This window comes from Leucothrix mucor DSM 2157 (assembly GCF_000419525.1).
In the GTDB taxonomy this organism is placed as follows: domain Bacteria; phylum Pseudomonadota; class Gammaproteobacteria; order Thiotrichales; family Thiotrichaceae; genus Leucothrix; species Leucothrix mucor.
In genome coordinates this window covers 1,538,556-1,555,375 of the sequence record NZ_ATTE01000001.1, presented here as the reverse complement: position 1 = coordinate 1,555,375, position 16,820 = coordinate 1,538,556, and the positions used below count along the sequence as shown (strand labels likewise).

Sequence of the window (16,820 nt, the reverse complement as noted above, 5' to 3'; positions counted from 1 at the left end):
ATTTGTTTGGTGTTGACGGTGATTCTAAATATCTCTAGCAACTTTATTTAGAATAACCGTAAACACAGCCCCACCGTCAGGGCCATCGCTGATCTCAATCTTACCACCGAACTGGTCAACAATTCCGTAGGTAATCGACAGCCCAAGCCCCATGCCTTCACCCACCGACTTCGTCGAATAAAACGGATCAAACACATGTGCCCGCAAGGCTTCGGGTACACCAGGGCCACTATCGGCAAAACTCACCAGCACCTTATCGCCCTGCTCACTCACCCGAATGCTCAAATCTTTTTGCGGACTATTGCGCATTGAGTCAAAAGCATTGGAGATAATATTCACAAACACCTGCTGCAAGCGCACATCACCGGCCATGACCGAAGGTGACTCGTCAGGCAACTGTAAATCGATCTCAATGGCTTCATTTAGAATGCGATTTTGCAATAAGGTCAGCGACTCTTTTAAGGGCAGCTCAACCACCACAGGCCGCATCGAAATCGACTCATCCCGCGCATAAGTGCGCAGGTTTTTAATAATGCGATCCATGCGATCAGCCAGCTCGGTAATCAGCTGTAAATTATCACTTGCCGTTTGAATATTGCCGCGCTCGATAAAGGCCTTGGCGTTATCCGAATAAGAGCGAATCGCAGCGAGTGGTTGATTAAGCTCATGGCTTACACCGGCGGACATTTGCCCGAGCGCCGCCAGCTTAGTAGCTTGGACTAAACCCGCTTGAGCCTCACGCAAATCCGCCTCAGCCTGCTCTCGTTCTTTAATCTGCTCACGCAATTGCTCATTCACTTCATTTAAGGTAACCGTGCGTTCGCGCAGCTCGATAGTGCGCTCTTCAACCCGTCGCTCCAGCTCGCGACTGGTGGCATCTTTCATGGCCATCATTTCGGTTAAGCGTCGGCGACGTTGCAATAAATTCGCCGCAGTGAGCAATACACTCGCCAGCATTAAAGCGGCCACCATGAGCGCCTCACGTACTTGCCGCGAGACTTCATTACCCCGAGCCAGAAACATCACGCGCCAACCTTGATTGGCCATGACGCGCTGCTCAACCAAATAATCAATGGCACGGGGCTTACGATTCACTGTCTCGTTAATACGAATGCGCTGCAGTTGATTGGCATCATTAAATTGCCACTCAATCGCTGGCACTAACTCTAATGGCGGGTCATCTTTCTGCTGGTACTGCGCAGTCTCCCGCAAGGCCTTGCGCTCAGCGTCAGAAAACGGGAATAACAAATGCATCCGCCAGCGCTCATCGGTTGATAAAAACACCACGCCATTATCATCCACCACCAACACTTGACCATCCGCGCGCTGCCACTCTTTCTCCAGCATATCGACGGTAATTTTTACCACGATCACACCCAGAATATTGCCTTGAACTTTCACCGGATAAGAAAAGAAATAGCCGCGCTCTTTGGAGGTGGTCCCCAAGCCAAAAAAGCTACCACGCTGATCAGCCATGGCATCTTGAAAATACGGTCTGAATTTGAAATTACGATTAATAAACGTCAGTGGCGAGCGCCAATTGCTGGCCGCAATGGTTAGCCCATCGGGATTCATCAAGTAGATATCGCTGGAATCTAAAACGGAATTAATGCGCTCCAGCTCAAGGTTAAGCAGGTGGTTATCCTGCGAGCCTTCCAGCACCGCAATCAAATCAGGCTCAGCGGATACCAACTCTGGCAAAGCTTGAAACCGGCGCAACTCCGCTTCTAAGTTCGCCACCACCAGCTGCAAGGTATTTTGGCTACGATTGCGAATTTCATCGCTGGCGATGCGGGTGGTCCAATACGCCGTTTGCCACAGCACCAGCGCACTAAACAACACAATTAGCAGCACCGTGACCAAGCGGTGCCGCTGCCAGCGCTGCAAGGTCTCAGCGCTAAGCAATTTGCGCCGCGCTTAGCAGCTCTTGCGTATACGCCTGCTGTGGATTATCAAAAATTTCCCGCGTGCTGCCTTGCTCAACCACCTGCCCCTTGCGCATCACCAAAGTGTTGTGGCACATGGCTTGCACAATCATCAGGTCGTGGGTAATAAAGATATACGTCAGCCCTTTTTCACGTTGCAGCTTTAACAGCAGCTCCACAATCTGCAACTGAATAGTACGGTCCAGCGCCGAGGTCGGCTCATCCAAAATCACCAACTTAGGCTCCATAATCAACGCTCGCGCAATGGCAATGCGTTGGCGCTGTCCTCCAGAAAACTCATTGGGATAACGATCCTTCCACGCAGGAGCCAGCTCCACCAATTTCATGGTTTCGATCACTTTAGCCTTGCGCTCACCCGGTGTGCCAATATTATGAATTTCCAGCCCTTCACCAATAATTTCCTCAATCGACATCCGCGGGCTTAAACTCCCATAAGGGTCTTGGAATATCAGCTGCATTGAGCGTCGAAATGGCCGCAGCGTATTACTATCCATACCCGCCATCGCGTGGCCATCAAAGCTAAACTCGCCTTCACTTTTCACCAGCTTCAACAAGCCATGTGCCAGCGTGGTTTTACCCGAGCCACTCTCGCCTACAATGCCTAGCGACTCGCCTTGTTTCAGCGTAAAGCTAATATCATCCACCGCTTTTACATGGCCCACCGTTTTACGAAATAAACCCTTTTGAATCGGAAACCACACCTTAAAATTATCCACTTGCATCAGCGTGGGCGCGTCGGCGGCAATCACATCTTTGCGCCGCACATGCAAGGTTTGCAGCAGCTCCTGCGTATACGGGTGCTGCGGCGAGGCAAACACCGCCGCAGTGTCGCCTTGCTCCATCACCTCGCCTTTTTTCATGACCACCACGCGATCAGAAAAGCGCTTTACGATGGCCAAGTCATGGGTGATAAACAGCACCGACATACCCAGCTCTTGCTTCAGCTCATCAATCAAATCAAGAATCTGTGCCTGAATGGTCACATCCAGCGCGGTGGTTGGCTCATCGGCAATTAGCAATTCCGGCTCATTCGCCAGCGCCATGGCAATCATTACCCGCTGCTGCTGACCACCCGAGAGTTGATGCGGATAAGCATTAATCTTTGCCTGAGGATCAGGAATCCCCACCCGATCCAGCCACTTTAAAATCAATGGCTCAGCCAACTTGCGTGATAAGCCCTTATGAATCTGCAATACCTCAGCAATCTGCTTACCCACCGTGTGCAGCGGGTTAAGCGACATCATCGGTTCCTGAAAAATCACCCCAATGCGATTACCGCGCATTTCGCGCAGCACGCTATCTGAAATCGTCAGCATATTCTGACCATCAAAGCGGATTTCACCCGATGGCCAGAGCGCAGGCGGGGATGGCAAAAGCTTTAAAATCGACATCGCGGTCACGGTTTTACCCGAGCCACTTTCGCCCACCAAAGCCAGCGTTTCGCCACGGCGTATCGTCATACTTACATCCGACACCACGGTATTCACCGCCTCGCCGACTTTAAACTGCACCGTAAGATGATCGATCTCAACCAATGGCGCACCAAACGCCTGTTTAATATCCGCAGTCATCAATACACCTGCCTTGGGTCAAACGCATCCCGAACGCCTTCGCCGATAAATACCAGCAATATCGTCATAATCCCCACTGCCGCAAAGGCCGATAAACCCAGCCACGGCGCTTGCAGATTATTTTTACCCTGCGCCAATATCTCACCCAAGCTCGCCGAGCCTGGCGGTAAGCCAAAGCCCAAAAAGTCCAATCCGGTCAATGCGGTAATCGAGCCACTTAACACCAGTGGCATAAAGGTCATGGTCGCCACCATGGCATTGGGGAGAATGTGCTTAAACATAATGCGCCGGTCACTCATGCCCATTACTTTCGCCGCTTTCACATAGTCAAAATTACGGCAGCGGAAGAACTCGGCACGCACCACGCCCACAAAGCCCATCCAAGTAAATAGCAACATAAACACCAGCAACATCCAAAAACTCGGCTGCACAATGCTCGATAAAATAATCAGGATAAACAGCTGCGGCATACTGCCCCACACTTCCATAAAGCGCTGAAACATCAAGTCCAGCCAGCCGCCGTAATAGCCCTGCACCGCCCCCGCTGCCACCCCGATAATCGCCGAGGCAATGGTCAAACTAAAACCGAACAACACCGATAGCCGAAAGCCATACAAAATGCGGGCAAACAAATCCCGCCCTTGCTCATCGGTACCAAACCAGTTTTGCGCATCCGGTGGCGATGGTGCGGGGCTGGACAAATTATTGATCTGTGTCTGATAGTCGTAACCCACCAGCGGGAACAGAATCCAGCCCTTCTCGTTAATCAACTCCTGCACAAAGGGGTCGGTGTACTCCGCCTCAGTTCCAAACTCGCCTCCAAACGCTGTTTCAGGGTAGGACTTAAGCACCGGGTAATACCACTCGTTATCATAAGAAACCAGCAGCGGCTTATCGTTTGCCACAAACTCGGCAAACAAGCTCAGTACAAATAAAATGGAGAAAATCCAGAATGACCAAACCGCTTTTCGGTTGGACTTAAAGCGCTCAAAGCGGCGCTGATTAATCGTCGATAAACTCATCAGCGGGCCTCAAAGTCAATACGCGGATCAACCACGGTATACATCAAATCTCCAATCAAATTAGAGATCAGCCCGATAAAGGTAAACACATACAAGGTTGCAAACACCACCGGATAATCCCGTTGAATCAGCGCCTCATAACCCAGCAAGCCAATCCCCTCGAGTGAGAAAATCACCTCAATCAATAGCGAGCCTGCAAACAGAATGCCGATAAAGGCCGCCGGAAATCCTGCAATAATAATCAACATCGCATTGCGGAAAACATGGCGATACATGACCTGCCGCTCAGTATTACCCTTAGCGCGCGCAGTCATTACATATTGCTTGCTGATCTCATCCAAAAAGGAGTTTTTAGTGAGCAAGGTAAGGCCCAGAAAGCCGCCAATGGTCAACGCAATAGTCGGTAACACCATATGCCAAAGGTAATCAGTCGCCTTATGGAACCAACTCAAGTCATCCCAGTTATCCGAGACCAGCCCGCGCAGCGGGAACCAATCCAGATAATTACCACCGGCAAATACAATCACCAGCAACACCGCAAACAAAAAGCCCGGAATCGCACTCAGCGCAATCAGTAAAGTCGTGGTGCCCGTATCAAAGCGCGCACCGTGATGGCGGGCTTTATAAATCCCCAGCGGAATACTGATCAGGTAAATAATCAGCGTACTCCACAGCCCCAGCGAAATGGAGACAGGCATTCGCTCCTTCACCAACTCCATCACCGACGCGCCCTTAAAAAAGCTGTCGCCAAAATCAAAGGTAAGGTAGGACTTGAGCATCATCCAATAACGCTCCATCAGTGGCTTATCAAAGCCAAAGCGTCGCTCGATTTCTGCAATGACCGCCGGATCAAGCCCGCGCGCGCCAAGGTAAGCCGTCGCGCCATCGCCCTGACCACCCGAAGTTGGCAGGTCGCTCTGGTTCGCGCCACTCACCCGATCAAGGCCGGAGTTATCAAGCCCCGCCATAATCGCCATTTGCTGCTCAACCGGCCCACCGGGCGCAATCTGCACAATAAAAAAATTAAGCGTGATGATCGCCCACAAGGTAGGGATCATCAGCAATAACCGTCGGACAATATAAGCCGTCACACGCGCTCCTGACTAATTAGTTAGCGTTGAGTTTCGCGGCTTTATCGGTATCAATCCACCAAGCCTCATGCCCTAAGCCATAATCAGGACGCAGCTCAGGCTTGCCGAACTTATCCCAATGCGCAATGCGGTAACTGCTGCTATTCCATTGCGGAATCATCAGGTAGCTATGCATCAGCACCCGATCAATCGCGCGCCCTAGCGGAATCAGCTTCTCATCGTCATCCTGCACTTTCAGCATCTCCTCCATCAGATAATCCACGGCATCATCCGTTAGATTAGCCGGGTTATAACTGGAGTCGACACTATCAGAATGAAACTGCTGATTAGTCCCGGAGCTAGGATACGCAAACGGCCCGTAACCACTCACCACCATGTCATAGTCATGGCCCGTGCTGCGGTTCATATACTGGCTGCTATCCACCGTGCGGATATTCATCTTAATACCGGCGCGCTCTAAGTTATTGCGAAACGGCAAGGCCACCCGCTCCATTGAGGAGCTTCCCAGCAGCAATTCAAACTCAAACTGCTTACCGTCTTTATCCACCAGCTTCTGGTTTTTCACCGTCCAGCCAGCTTGTTTAAACAAGCGCAAAGCTTGGCGTAAATTACTGCGGATATTGCCATCGCCCTTCGTAGTCGGCAGCTTAAACTCCTCCGTAAACACACTGGCCGGAATCTTATCTTTAATCGGCTCCAGAATTTTTAGCTCCGCCTCAGAAGGCAAGCCAGTCGCCTTATACGCCGTATTCATAAAGTAACTATCAACGCGAATATACTGACCATAGAACAGATTCTTATTCATCCATTCAAAGTCCATCAGATACGTCAGCGCCTTGCGCACCCGAAGATCACTAAAGATGGGCTGCTTCACATTAAACACAAAGCCCTGAGCGCGTAATGGGTTTTTATGCACCACATTCAGCTGCTTAACCCGACCCTCTTTAACCGCCGGGAAATCATAGCCAGTTGCCCAGCGCTTTGAAGTATTCTCTTCCCAAATATCGATATGACCGGCTTTGAATGCCTCAAACGCTACGGTGCCATCGAGGTAGTAGTCGTATTGCACTTCAGCATCATTAAAGATGCCACGCATGACCGGCAGATCATCCGCCCAGTAATCCTTCACCCGCTCATACTTTACATACTTCCCGAATTTATAATCCGACACCTTATAGGCACCACTGCCAACCGGTGGCTCTTTCAATGGCTCATCTAAACGGTGATCTTTCCAGAAGTGCTCCGCAAACACGGTAAAGCCACACAAGGCCATCATGCGAGCCTTGTCTTTAACATTTAGGGAAAACTTAACGCGGGTATCGTCCAACACCTCAATCTTCTCGACAAAGCTGTAGTACTGCTTCAGGCCCGGCAGGCCTTCGCTGGTCAGCTTTTCAAAGGAGAATTTCACATCAGAGGGTTTAATGCGTTCGCCATCGTGAAAGCGCGCGCGCTTATCAAGGTGAAAGGTAATCGCTGAGAAGTCGCTGTTGTAAGTAATTTTTTCAGCGATAAAGGGATAGTAGGCACTCAACAAATCATCACTGGATGACTGCATCAGGCTTTCATGAACACCAATTGGCCCGATCTGGCTGCTACGAGCGCCGGGGGTACCCGACCCACTTGCCGCATCACCGCGCTGAGCATACGGATTAAAATTATCAAACGTCCCCATCACCCAATCAGTAAACAAGCCACCTTTCGGCGCATCCACATTGGCATATTTAAAATGCGTAAACTCCGGCGGATACGCCGGCTTGCCACGAATGGCAATCGTCGTGGTTTCAATCTCTGTGACTGCAGCGGCCTCGCTGGCAGGCTTCTCCGCTGCTGCATCGGTCGTTGCCGTGTGCGATTCGGCGTGTGCAATGCTCCCCATCAAGCTCAATACAAGCAGGCTCGTGAATAACCTCATGATGTCTCCCTTTTTTTAAATTTTTATTACTAGTTTGCTTCTTGTTTGGTCAGCCAGTTTGTCACATGGTTCAACAGCGCCGCCGCCCCGCCCTCAAAGCAGTGGTCTGCACTCCGCGAGACTAGCGCCGGAATTTACCGTATTTATTGCGCTGATAACGCATCGACGCCAGCTCGCGCTTAGCCGTGATCACCACCCGATCATCCACCGTAAAATCCAACTCTCGCGAGCGACCATGATACGGAATCGAGTTCAAAATGGTTTTAATGGTTTCCAGCCGCGCCTTGTGTTTATTATCCGAACGGATCACCGACCACGGCGCATAATCGGTACTGGTCTTGAGCAACATGTGGTACTTCTTTTCCGTAAACTCATCCCAATACTCCTGCGCCTGCAAATCAATCTCGCTTAACTTCCATTGGCGCAACGGGTCGTTTTTACGGCGCTCAAAGCGTGAATTCTGTTCTTTTTTAGATACCGAAAAATACAGCTTAATCAGCGTCGTTTTATCATCTTCCAGAAAGTTGTGCTCATAGGTGTTCACATTCGCAATAAACTTGGTGTACTGCTGCTGCGAACAAAAGCCAAACACCGGCTCCACCATCGCGCGGTTGTACCAGCTGCGATCAAACAACACCACCTCACCCGCACTCGGAAACTGCTCAATATAGCGCTTCATGTGCAGCTCAGTTTTTTGCTCCTCACTCGGCTTCCCCAATGCCACCGTGCGATAGTGCTTTTCATTCATATAGCGCGTAATACAGCGAATGGTGCCGCCCTTGCCCGAGGCATCGCGACCATCAAACAAAATAATCAACTTGCGACCGTAACGCTCTAAATGCCGCTGCAATTTGATCAGCTCAGCCTGGTATGGCACCAGCTGCATTTTTAGCATGTGTTTTTGCGTGGCGTAGCGGCCAAACGACTCCAGAAACTCCGGATCGTCTTGGTAATTTTCGGGTAAATTATTCGAGGAGGGATCGTAAATCATTGTGGATTTGCCTATAGCCTCATTACGCAACTCGCGGCAGGAAAGTATATTACAGAGACCGGCTTAGGAAAACTCAAGGAATACATTAATTTGGAAAGCTAAGTTGGATTCTGACAACTATTTGTTTATAAACTTTACAGAATATTTCACAAAGTAAAGATATTTACAATCTCAGCCTAACGCTACAGGGGTATTGCCTTGAGATAGTGACAAGGTTGTCTCTTTACTTTAAGTGAAATCGTATTAATTACAAACACATAAAAACGATCAAATTCATGTGCCGCTCATAGGAATTCACTATCAGCTGATTAGTATTTGAGCGTAGATTTAGGGATTCCCTATAAAATATAAAACCAAGGAATCAACATGCTACTCAAAGCTGCCGATGACAAGTCCCCTGCTATCGAAACGCTACAGCAGTTTCTTGACAGCTCAAACCTGAGCGCCACTCAACGCAAAGCCATAATCAAAGAGTTGGCAATAATGCGCGCTGGTATTAAAGGCGAGAAAGAAGCCGCTTATGAGCTTGAATTTCACTTTAAAGATAGCAAGAACAGCATCTTACTTCATGACTTGAGATTTGAAATAAATGGTCGTGTCGCGCAGATTGACCACCTGCTTATTAATCGAATTTTGGAAGTGTATGTTTTGGAAACCAAGCACTTCAACTCAGGCGTTAAAATAAACGAACTTGGGGAGTTTGTAAGTTGGAATAGCTACAAGAAATGCTATGAAGGAATACCCTCGCCAATTGAGCAAAATGAGCGACACATTGATGTGCTCAGGGAGGTCATTAAGAAAATAGCAATCCCTAAGCGTGTAGGCATAACCCTCAAACCTAAAATGATTTCTTATGTCTTGGTCTCAAAAAATGCTCGGATAGATCGTGCAGAAGGCTTCGATAGCAGCTCTATGATCAAGTGTGATGCCTTTTACAAAACGATGCGAGCTGATGCAGATAACATGGGCGTGGTCGATCTTTTCGGAAGCTTAGGCAAGATAATATCAAGGGAAACGCTGGAGAAGATTGGCCGCCAGCTTAAGTATTCACACAAGCCCATTACTATTGACTACGCGGCAAGGTTTGGAATCACCGAAAAACCAATGCCATTAACGGAAAAAGTCGCCAAAGCACCAGCACCAGCACCAGCACCAGCACCAGCACCAGCACCAGCACCAGCACCAGCACCAGCAATTGTTGCTCCTCCCAGTCATCATGTCTGCTCAAAATGCAGTAGTGACAATACCGAGATTGTTTACGGAAGATATGGCTACTATTTTAAGTGTGGCGATTGCGATGGAAATACCGCCATCAAACTGAAGTGCATCACTGATGAGTGTAAACCTCGCATCAGAAAGCAAGGTCTTCGGTTCTTTGAGGAATGTGCGAACTGTAATAGCAGCAAGCTTTATCATGAAAATAGCCAAGCTACTTGTACGAACCAAGACGCCATTACTACATGAGTAGTTTATCGCCATTATTGCTCGACATCGAAAACAGGAACGCATACGCTAACTAGAGATCACAAACCACTCAATGAGCTCTGACATAAACATGACTCCTGATATTTTATTGGAAAAAATTGATAGCCTTAGAATCTGCACAAATAATGGAGACCGATCACCACACAAGCCCTTATTATTACTTCTAGCATTAGGCCGTATTTCTAATGGCAAACCGAGGCTGATGCTGTTTGAAGATATTGTTGGTGAGCTTGTGAACTTACTCGCAATTTATGGCCCAAGCACCGCAAAAAACAATCCGATAGATCCATTCTGGAGACTTTCGAATGATGGCATATGGGACAACCCAGAGCTGTCACTACTATCTATGTCAAAAGGTTCATACAGCCAAGGGTTCCTAAAAGATAATAAGGTTACTGGCGGTTTCACTGAGCAGGTATACGAACTGCTGCAAAGTGATCCTGATCTGGTGGAGAAAATTGCGAGCAAGTTGCTTTCAACGCACTTCAAACCCTCCCAGTGGGAAAGCATCCGAGATGATATTTCCTTAGATACGGAGCCACAAAGCTATTACTACATACAAAAGCTCGCCAGAAGAGATAGAAAGTTCCGCATGCGAGTACTCTCTGCCTATGACTACAAATGTGCTATCTGTGGATTCAATCTTCAAATACACGACAAACACTTAGCGCTTGAAGCCGCACACATAAAGTGGTTCGAAGCCAAAGGCCCAGACACTGAGGATAATGGATTAGCTTTATGCTCAACCCATCACAAGCTGCTTGACTCCGGAGTGCTTGGCATCACAAATATTCGAAAGCTAATAGTTACAGACATGATCAGAAGTAATGACGATTGCCACGAAACAGTATTGGCCTTACATGAAAAAACATTGCTTCTTCCTGTGAATCAAGATTTTCACCCAAATCCCGAGTATACAAACTGGCAATTAAAACAAGTATTTAAAGGCCGATTCTAAAACACGTCATCGTTTACTACAAAAATAATATGAAAAACATACAAGAAGCACTTTTAGAAAGAATCTCAAAAATCAACGTCTGCACCAATGGCGACAAACGCTCACCTCACAAGCCATTGCTGATTCTGCTAAACCTAGCGCGGGTACAAGCTAGTAAACCGCGCTTAGTGCCCTTCGCTGAAATCGAAGAAAAGCTAGTCAGAATGCTCTCTGATTTCGGCCCTGTCAGCGCCAGAAAAACACCACACCTTCCCTTCTGGCATTTAAAGTCTGACGGCTTCTGGGAAATTCCCAAGCCTGAAGGTGTACTCACCTCATCCGGTAGCATCAGCCGCAAATTCCTACGCGATAACAATGTCGAAGGTGGCTTCACCGCTGAGGTTTACGAATTACTTCGAGCGCAGCCAGAACTGGTCGAACGCATCTGCGACATCATTTTAGATAACCACTTCCCACCCTCAATCCGGCAGGATATTTTGGATGAGGCCGGTTTGGATTTTGAGGCTGATTTATCCGTCAGTGGCGCTCGCAAAGCCAAACGCGATCCGGCATTTCGCAAGCGCATCATGGAAGCTTATGAATACCGCTGCGCCATTTGTGATTTCAGCGTTCGCATGGAGCACACACCGATTGCACTGGAAGCGGCGCACATTAAATGGTTTCAGGCTGGTGGGCCAGACGTTGAAACTAATGGCTTGGCGCTCTGCTCATTGCATCACAAACTACTTGATCGTGGCGTCATGGCGATTAATCGCGACCTTAATATTTTGGTCTCAGAAAAAGCCAACGGACATGCAGGCTTTCAGGAATGGGTGTTAGACTTCGAAGGTAAGCCATTGCGCACACCGCGAAACAAAGATTATTTACCCAACCCAGACTTCACCGACTGGCATATTCGGGAAGTATTCCAAAGCAAATACACCAAGTGAGAACCATGAGCGAAACCAACTGCCCTTTCTGCACCATTCCACCCGCCGCCTACGCTGCCGAATTCGAGCACTTTTTCGTGCTGCGCGATCTCTACCCTGTCTCACCGGGGCATTCGCTGATCATTCCCAAGCGGCATATGCTGGATATGTTTGAACTGACTCAGGAGGAGTTTTCCTCACTGCACGAGGTACTGGCACAAACCAAGCAGGTGCTGGAGGCTGAGTTTACGCCGAATGGCTACAATGTCGGGGTAAATATCGGGGAAGTCGCGGGCCAGTCGGTGATGCATTTACACATTCATCTCATCCCGCGCTTTACGGGTGATATTGCCGATCCGCGCGGTGGCATTCGCTGGATTATTCCGGAGAAAGCGCCCTACTGGGACGACTGACAACTAAGGCTGGCGTCATAGTATTTCATGCTAAACTTGGGGCTCTGATGACTCATGGCCAGACACACTATGAACCGACGTAAATTACCCATTGGTATTCAATCATTCGCTAAGATCCGTAGCGGTGACTATTATTATGTCGATAAGACAGCACTAGCATTGGAGTTGATTGACGGCAGCTCGCACTACTTCCTTTCTCGCCCACGCCGTTTTGGTAAAAGTTTGTTTTTAGATACGCTAAAAGAGCTATTTGAAGGCAATGAGCCATTGTTTCAGGGCTTGGCAGTGCATGATCAGTGGGATTGGTCGGTGAAGTATCCGGTGCTGCGCTTTAGTTTCGGTAGTGGGAACTTCTCTGATTCCAGCTACTTGCAAAGCAACTTGATGGCACAGCTTGACCAACTTGAAACTCAGGCAGGCTCGGAGTCTGGTTACGACACCTGCCCTGAACGCTTCCAGTATTTAATTCGCCACTTACATAAGCAAACCGGTTTACCCGTTGTGATTTTGGTGGACGAATATGACAAACCTATTTTAGATGCCATCCAAGACCCTCTGCTTGCTCGAAAGAATCGTGATTTTCTGCGCGGCTTTTATGGCACGATCAAAGACTACGATGCACACGTTAAATTCACCTTCTTAACCGGCGTCAGTAAGTTTTCTAAAGTGAGCCTGTTTTCAGGTTTAAATAACTTGTTTGATATTACGTTGGACCGCCAGTATTCGAGTATCTGCGGCTATACCGACAACGATATTGATACGGTTTTTGAAGCTGAGCTGGCGGGATTAGACCGGGATGAGATTCGTGAGTGGTACAACGGTTATAATTGGTTAGGTGAAGGCGTTTATAACCCATTTGATATTCTCCAGTTATTCAAAACACGTGTGTTTAAAAACTACTGGTTTGAAACCGGCACGCCCACATTTTTGATTGATTTAATTAGCAAGCGACAGGTAGCCACCCCAAATCTGGCGCATCGCAATACCGATGCCGAGCTATTATCGACGTTTGATATTGATGAGATGCCACTTGAAGCGGTGATGTTTCAAACCGGTTATCTTACGATCAAAGAAACCACCAACTTAGGTGGGAATTTGTTTTACCAATTGGGTTACCCCAATCGTGAGGTGTACCAAAGCCTGAATAATAGCCTACTGCAACACCTGATCCATGCGCCTGAGGCTCAGGTAAGTCAACGTATACGCTTGTATGAGCTGCTGATAAAAAATGACTTTGAAGGGCTTAAAACCCTGTTTCATGCGTTCTTTGCCAGCATCCCGCATCATTGGTATACCAGCAATAATATTCAGAGCTTTGAAGGGTATTACGCAAGTGTGTTTTACTCGCATTTTGCGGCGTTGGGCCTGGATGTCACCGTTGAGGACTGCACCAATCATGGCCGCTTGGATATGACGCTGAAGTTTAACAGCCAAGTGTATTTGTTTGAGTTTAAGGTGGTTGAGCTGGCCCCGAAAGGCAAGGCTTTACAGCAGATCAAAGACAAGCAGTATGCGGATAAATACCGAGATCTGAACCAGCCTATCTACTTGATTGGTGTGGAGTTTAGTAAGGCTAACCGGAATATTGTGGGGTTTGAAGTGGAGCAGGCTTAACCAAGCCTACTAGCCCATCACACTAATCAGTAAGGTCTCTATTGATCCTCTCCCGCTAAGCCTTCCAATATCGGGCACTCCGGCCGATCATTGCCATGGCAGCGGTTCACCAATTCTGTGAGTGTCGCTTGCATAGCGAGCAACTCAGCGAGCTTGATCTCAATGGTATCAAGGTGCGTTTGGGCAATTTGCTTGACCTCGGCACTGGTGCGTTGCCGGTCTTCGTAAAGCCCAAGCAACGCCCTGCAGTCATCAATCGGAAACCCCAGCGAACGGGCACGTGCCAGAAATGACAGCACGTGCAAGTCCTTATCACCAAAGTCGCGATAGCCGTTGGCGGTGCGGGCCGGTTGGATCAGCCCGATCTCTTCGTAATAGCGGATGGTTTTGGTCGGTAGTCCGCTGCGCTTTTCGGCTTCGCTAATATTCATATTACTTGCTCTCACGTCGCTCAGTGGCTTTCCAACGCTTCAACATGAGCGAGTTGGTCACCACACTCACCGATGAAAATGCCATCGCTGCACCGGCCAGTGCGGGGCTTAAAAATCCCATCATCGCAATCGGAATGCACACCGCATTGTAGCCAAAGGCCCAACACAGATTTTGACGGATTTTGCTGGCAGTGGCTTTGGCAATATCCAGCGCATCGGCGACTAGGATTGGCTTGGAGCGCATCAAGGTCACGCCGGCACTTTCCATTGCCACATCGGCACCGCTGCCCATGGCAATACCCAACGCTGCCGCCGCTAGTGCAGGCGCATCGTTAATGCCATCGCCGATCATCGCCACGTGTCTATCTTGAGCCGTTAGCGCCTGAATTTCAGTGGCTTTATCTTCGGGCTTGAGATTCGCTTTGACGGTTTCAATGCCCAGTATTTCAGCGATGCGAGTGGCTGAGGCGACGTTATCACCGGTCAATAAAGCGGTGTGAATACCACGCTCATGGAGCGCTTCAATTGCCGCTTTGGCATCGGGGCGTGGCTCATCGGCCAGTGCAATTAAACCAATGGCCTGATTATCGACTGACACACACACCACGGTTTGCCCACCAGCACTTAAGTCTGCCAATGTTGAGGCAACCAAGGCATCGGCTTCGCTTGCAGCAAATTCCAGTTTACCAATGCGAATCACGCGACCATCTAATGTGGCGGACACGCCCTGCCCGATCACGGCTTTAAATTGATCCACATTTTTAAGATCCAGCGATTGAGCGCGGGCCGCATTCACGATCGCGCGCCCTAGCGGATGCTCGGAGTCTTGCTGTACCGAAGCGGCTAGCGTGAGCACTTCATCTTGTGTGCCGCTCAAAGCAGTCACAGCAGTAACTTCTGGCTTGCCGAGGGTCAATGTACCGGTTTTATCAAAGACCACTGTGTCGATGTGGCTGGCGCGTTCCAGCGTGTCGATATCTTTAATCAAAATGCCCGACTTAGCAGCCGTTCCGGTTCCGGCGACTAATGCAGTCGGCGTTGCCAAGCCTAAGGCGCAAGGGCAAGCGATGACTAATACGCTCACGGCGGTGGTTAGTGCTTGTTCAAAGCCTGCACCGCTCAGTAGCCAGCCGATTAAGGTCAGCAAGGCTAGCACCAATACCACGGGCACGAAGATGCCGCTTATGCGATCGACTAAGCGCTGAATCGGCGCTTTGCCTGCTTGCGCTTGCTCGACTAGATTCCCGATGCGCGCCAGCGTGGTGTCATTGCCAATGCGGTCGGTGCGGATGCGTAAGGCCCCTACGCCGTTCATGGCTCCGGCAACGACAACATCCCCTTTGCTACGCAATACGGGCATCGGCTCGCCGGTTAGCAGGCTTTCATCCAGCTCACTTTCACCGCGCATAATCTCGCCATCGACCGGCACACGCTCACCGGGGCGCACGGCGACCATATCGCCAATAGCGACTTCACTAATGGCGACTTCAACTTCTTCAGCATTGCGAATCACTCGTGCGGTTTCAGGGCGCAAATCCATTAAGCTGCGCAGCGCTGAAGAGGCCGAACGCTTAGCGCGCGACTCCAGCACTTTACCGGCTAATATCAGAGTGATCACCACGGCAGCGGCTTCAAAGTAAACATGGCCAGCCGCCCCGCTTCCACGTGTGATGACTTGCCATAAACTAAAGAAGTAGGCGGCAGAAGTACCCAGCGCCACCAAAATATCCATATTGCCGCTGCGTGCTTTAATCGCTCGCCATGCGCCTTTGTAGAAGCGGCGGCCTATCCAAAACTGCACTGGGGTCACCAGCGCCAGCTCCAGCCAGACCGACATGTGTACGCCAGGCCAAATCCACATCGCAATCATTTGTAGTAACAGCGGCAGCGTGAGCACGGAGGCAATCGCCAGCTCAGTTAAATCGCGACGGGCCATCACGCGTGCTTCCTCATCGAGATCGACTTTTTTAATGTCGGCATCGGCCACTGCGCCATAGCCCGCAGCGGTAATGGTTTTGATGATGGTTTCAAGATCGCACTGCTCGGGAATCACGCTAATGGTGGCTTGCTCCAATGCCAGATTCACATCAGCACGAATCACGCCCGGCAAGGCGCGGAGCTTTTTCTCAACACCGCTACTGCAACCGCTGCACGTCATGCCAGTGATATGCACCAGATATTGCTGCTCGCGCACGCCATAGCCACCGGCTTTAATGGCCTCGCTTAAGCGGGCGGCATTGGTGGCGTTGGCATCGAAACTGATGTCAGCTTTTTCAAGTGCGAGATTCACCGTGGCCTGCTCCACGCCGCTGACTTTATTGAGCAAGGTTTCAACGGAGTTAGCGCAAGAGGCACAGCTCATGCCGGTTACGGAGAGCGACAAGTGACTATTGGACGAATTGGAAACGGGTGCGTTCATAACAACCTCATACCGATTATTGTATTCAGGTGGTCTTTATACACCCTCCAGTGACT

Annotated in this window: 13 protein-coding genes; 5 read left to right on the top strand and 8 right to left on the bottom strand. The window is 49.5% G+C overall.

Annotated elements, in window-relative coordinates; genetic code table 11:
* Positions 1 to 24 precede the first annotated feature (24 nt).
* The 6 genes from LEUMU_RS0106915 to LEUMU_RS0106890 form a co-directional block, all read right to left on the bottom strand.
* Positions 25 to 1,905 carry a sensor histidine kinase gene (locus LEUMU_RS0106915; RefSeq protein WP_022951548.1) on the bottom strand — a complete coding sequence of 627 codons (1,881 nt, stop codon included), beginning with the start codon at positions 1,903 to 1,905 and terminating at the stop codon, positions 25 to 27.
* Positions 1,898 to 3,517 (bottom strand): ABC transporter ATP-binding protein, encoded by a 1,620-nt coding sequence (locus LEUMU_RS0106910; protein ID WP_022951547.1) that lies wholly within the window; start codon positions 3,515 to 3,517, stop codon positions 1,898 to 1,900. The genes LEUMU_RS0106915 and LEUMU_RS0106910 overlap by 8 nt, the downstream gene beginning before the upstream one ends.
* Positions 3,517 to 4,539, bottom strand: a complete 1,023-nt coding sequence (locus tag LEUMU_RS0106905) for an ABC transporter permease (RefSeq protein WP_022951546.1) — start codon at positions 4,537 to 4,539, stop codon at positions 3,517 to 3,519. Before LEUMU_RS0106905 ends, LEUMU_RS0106910 begins: the two co-directional genes overlap by 1 nt.
* Positions 4,539 to 5,630, bottom strand: a complete 1,092-nt coding sequence (locus LEUMU_RS0106900; RefSeq protein WP_022951545.1) for a microcin C ABC transporter permease YejB — start codon at positions 5,628 to 5,630, stop codon at positions 4,539 to 4,541. The genes LEUMU_RS0106905 and LEUMU_RS0106900 overlap by 1 nt, the downstream gene beginning before the upstream one ends.
* 16 nt (positions 5,631 to 5,646) lie before the next feature.
* A complete protein-coding gene (locus LEUMU_RS0106895; RefSeq protein ID WP_022951544.1) occupies positions 5,647 to 7,545 on the bottom strand; it encodes an extracellular solute-binding protein in 1,899 nt (632 codons plus the stop codon).
* 121 nt (positions 7,546 to 7,666) lie between these two features.
* Positions 7,667 to 8,536: a polyphosphate kinase 2 family protein gene (locus tag LEUMU_RS0106890; protein ID WP_022951543.1), complete on the bottom strand. Its 870-nt coding sequence runs from the start codon at positions 8,534 to 8,536 to the stop codon at positions 7,667 to 7,669.
* 366 nt (positions 8,537 to 8,902) lie between these two features.
* Between LEUMU_RS0106890 and LEUMU_RS25025 the strand changes: the two genes are divergently transcribed.
* From LEUMU_RS25025 to LEUMU_RS0106865, 5 genes are all read left to right on the top strand, one after another.
* A complete protein-coding gene (locus LEUMU_RS25025) occupies positions 8,903 to 10,000 on the top strand; it encodes a nuclease-related domain-containing protein (protein ID WP_022951542.1) in 1,098 nt (365 codons plus the stop codon).
* Between the two features lie 91 nt (positions 10,001 to 10,091).
* Positions 10,092 to 10,979 carry a phosphorothioated DNA-binding restriction endonuclease gene (locus tag LEUMU_RS0106880; RefSeq protein ID WP_026744557.1) on the top strand — a complete coding sequence of 296 codons (888 nt, stop codon included), beginning with the start codon at positions 10,092 to 10,094 and terminating at the stop codon, positions 10,977 to 10,979.
* A gap of 29 nt (positions 10,980 to 11,008) precedes the next feature.
* Positions 11,009 to 11,908 carry a phosphorothioated DNA-binding restriction endonuclease gene (locus tag LEUMU_RS0106875; protein WP_022951540.1) on the top strand — a complete coding sequence of 300 codons (900 nt, stop codon included), beginning with the start codon at positions 11,009 to 11,011 and terminating at the stop codon, positions 11,906 to 11,908.
* Positions 11,909 to 11,913: 5 nt separating this feature from the next.
* Positions 11,914 to 12,300 carry an HIT family protein gene (locus LEUMU_RS0106870; protein ID WP_022951539.1) on the top strand — a complete coding sequence of 129 codons (387 nt, stop codon included), beginning with the start codon at positions 11,914 to 11,916 and terminating at the stop codon, positions 12,298 to 12,300.
* 69 nt (positions 12,301 to 12,369) lie between these two features.
* Complete coding sequence (locus tag LEUMU_RS0106865; protein WP_022951538.1) at positions 12,370 to 13,914, top strand: ATP-binding protein; 1,545 nt, start codon at positions 12,370 to 12,372, stop codon at positions 13,912 to 13,914.
* Positions 13,915 to 13,952: 38 nt separating this feature from the next.
* Here the strand turns inward: LEUMU_RS0106865 and cueR are convergent, their stop codons facing one another.
* Positions 13,953 to 14,345: a Cu(I)-responsive transcriptional regulator gene (gene cueR / locus LEUMU_RS0106860; RefSeq protein ID WP_022951537.1), complete on the bottom strand. Its 393-nt coding sequence runs from the start codon at positions 14,343 to 14,345 to the stop codon at positions 13,953 to 13,955.
* Between the two features lies 1 nt (position 14,346).
* A complete protein-coding gene (locus tag LEUMU_RS0106855) occupies positions 14,347 to 16,764 on the bottom strand; it encodes a heavy metal translocating P-type ATPase (protein ID WP_022951536.1) in 2,418 nt (805 codons plus the stop codon).
* Positions 16,765 to 16,820: the final 56 nt, after the last annotated feature.

What these genes read in the sequence shown, in the direction of transcription:
- LEUMU_RS0106910 (WP_022951547.1), bottom strand. Translation starts at nt 3,517, where the DNA reads ATGACTGCGGATATTAAACAGGCGTTTGGTGCGCCATTGGTTGAGATC.
- LEUMU_RS0106905 (WP_022951546.1), bottom strand. Translation starts at nt 4,539, where the DNA reads ATGAGTTTATCGACGATTAATCAGCGCCGCTTTGAGCGCTTTAAGTCC.
- LEUMU_RS0106895 (WP_022951544.1), bottom strand. Translation starts at nt 7,545, where the DNA reads ATGAGGTTATTCACGAGCCTGCTTGTATTGAGCTTGATGGGGAGCATT.
- LEUMU_RS0106890 (WP_022951543.1), bottom strand. Translation starts at nt 8,536, where the DNA reads ATGATTTACGATCCCTCCTCGAATAATTTACCCGAAAATTACCAAGAC.
- LEUMU_RS25025 (WP_022951542.1), top strand. Translation starts at nt 8,903, where the DNA reads ATGCTACTCAAAGCTGCCGATGACAAGTCCCCTGCTATCGAAACGCTA.
- LEUMU_RS0106880 (WP_026744557.1), top strand. Translation starts at nt 10,092, where the DNA reads ATGACTCCTGATATTTTATTGGAAAAAATTGATAGCCTTAGAATCTGC.
- LEUMU_RS0106875 (WP_022951540.1), top strand. Translation starts at nt 11,009, where the DNA reads ATGAAAAACATACAAGAAGCACTTTTAGAAAGAATCTCAAAAATCAAC.
- LEUMU_RS0106870 (WP_022951539.1), top strand. Translation starts at nt 11,914, where the DNA reads ATGAGCGAAACCAACTGCCCTTTCTGCACCATTCCACCCGCCGCCTAC.
- LEUMU_RS0106865 (WP_022951538.1), top strand. Translation starts at nt 12,370, where the DNA reads ATGAACCGACGTAAATTACCCATTGGTATTCAATCATTCGCTAAGATC.
- cueR (WP_022951537.1), bottom strand. Translation starts at nt 14,345, where the DNA reads ATGAATATTAGCGAAGCCGAAAAGCGCAGCGGACTACCGACCAAAACC.
- LEUMU_RS0106855 (WP_022951536.1), bottom strand. Translation starts at nt 16,764, where the DNA reads ATGAACGCACCCGTTTCCAATTCGTCCAATAGTCACTTGTCGCTCTCC.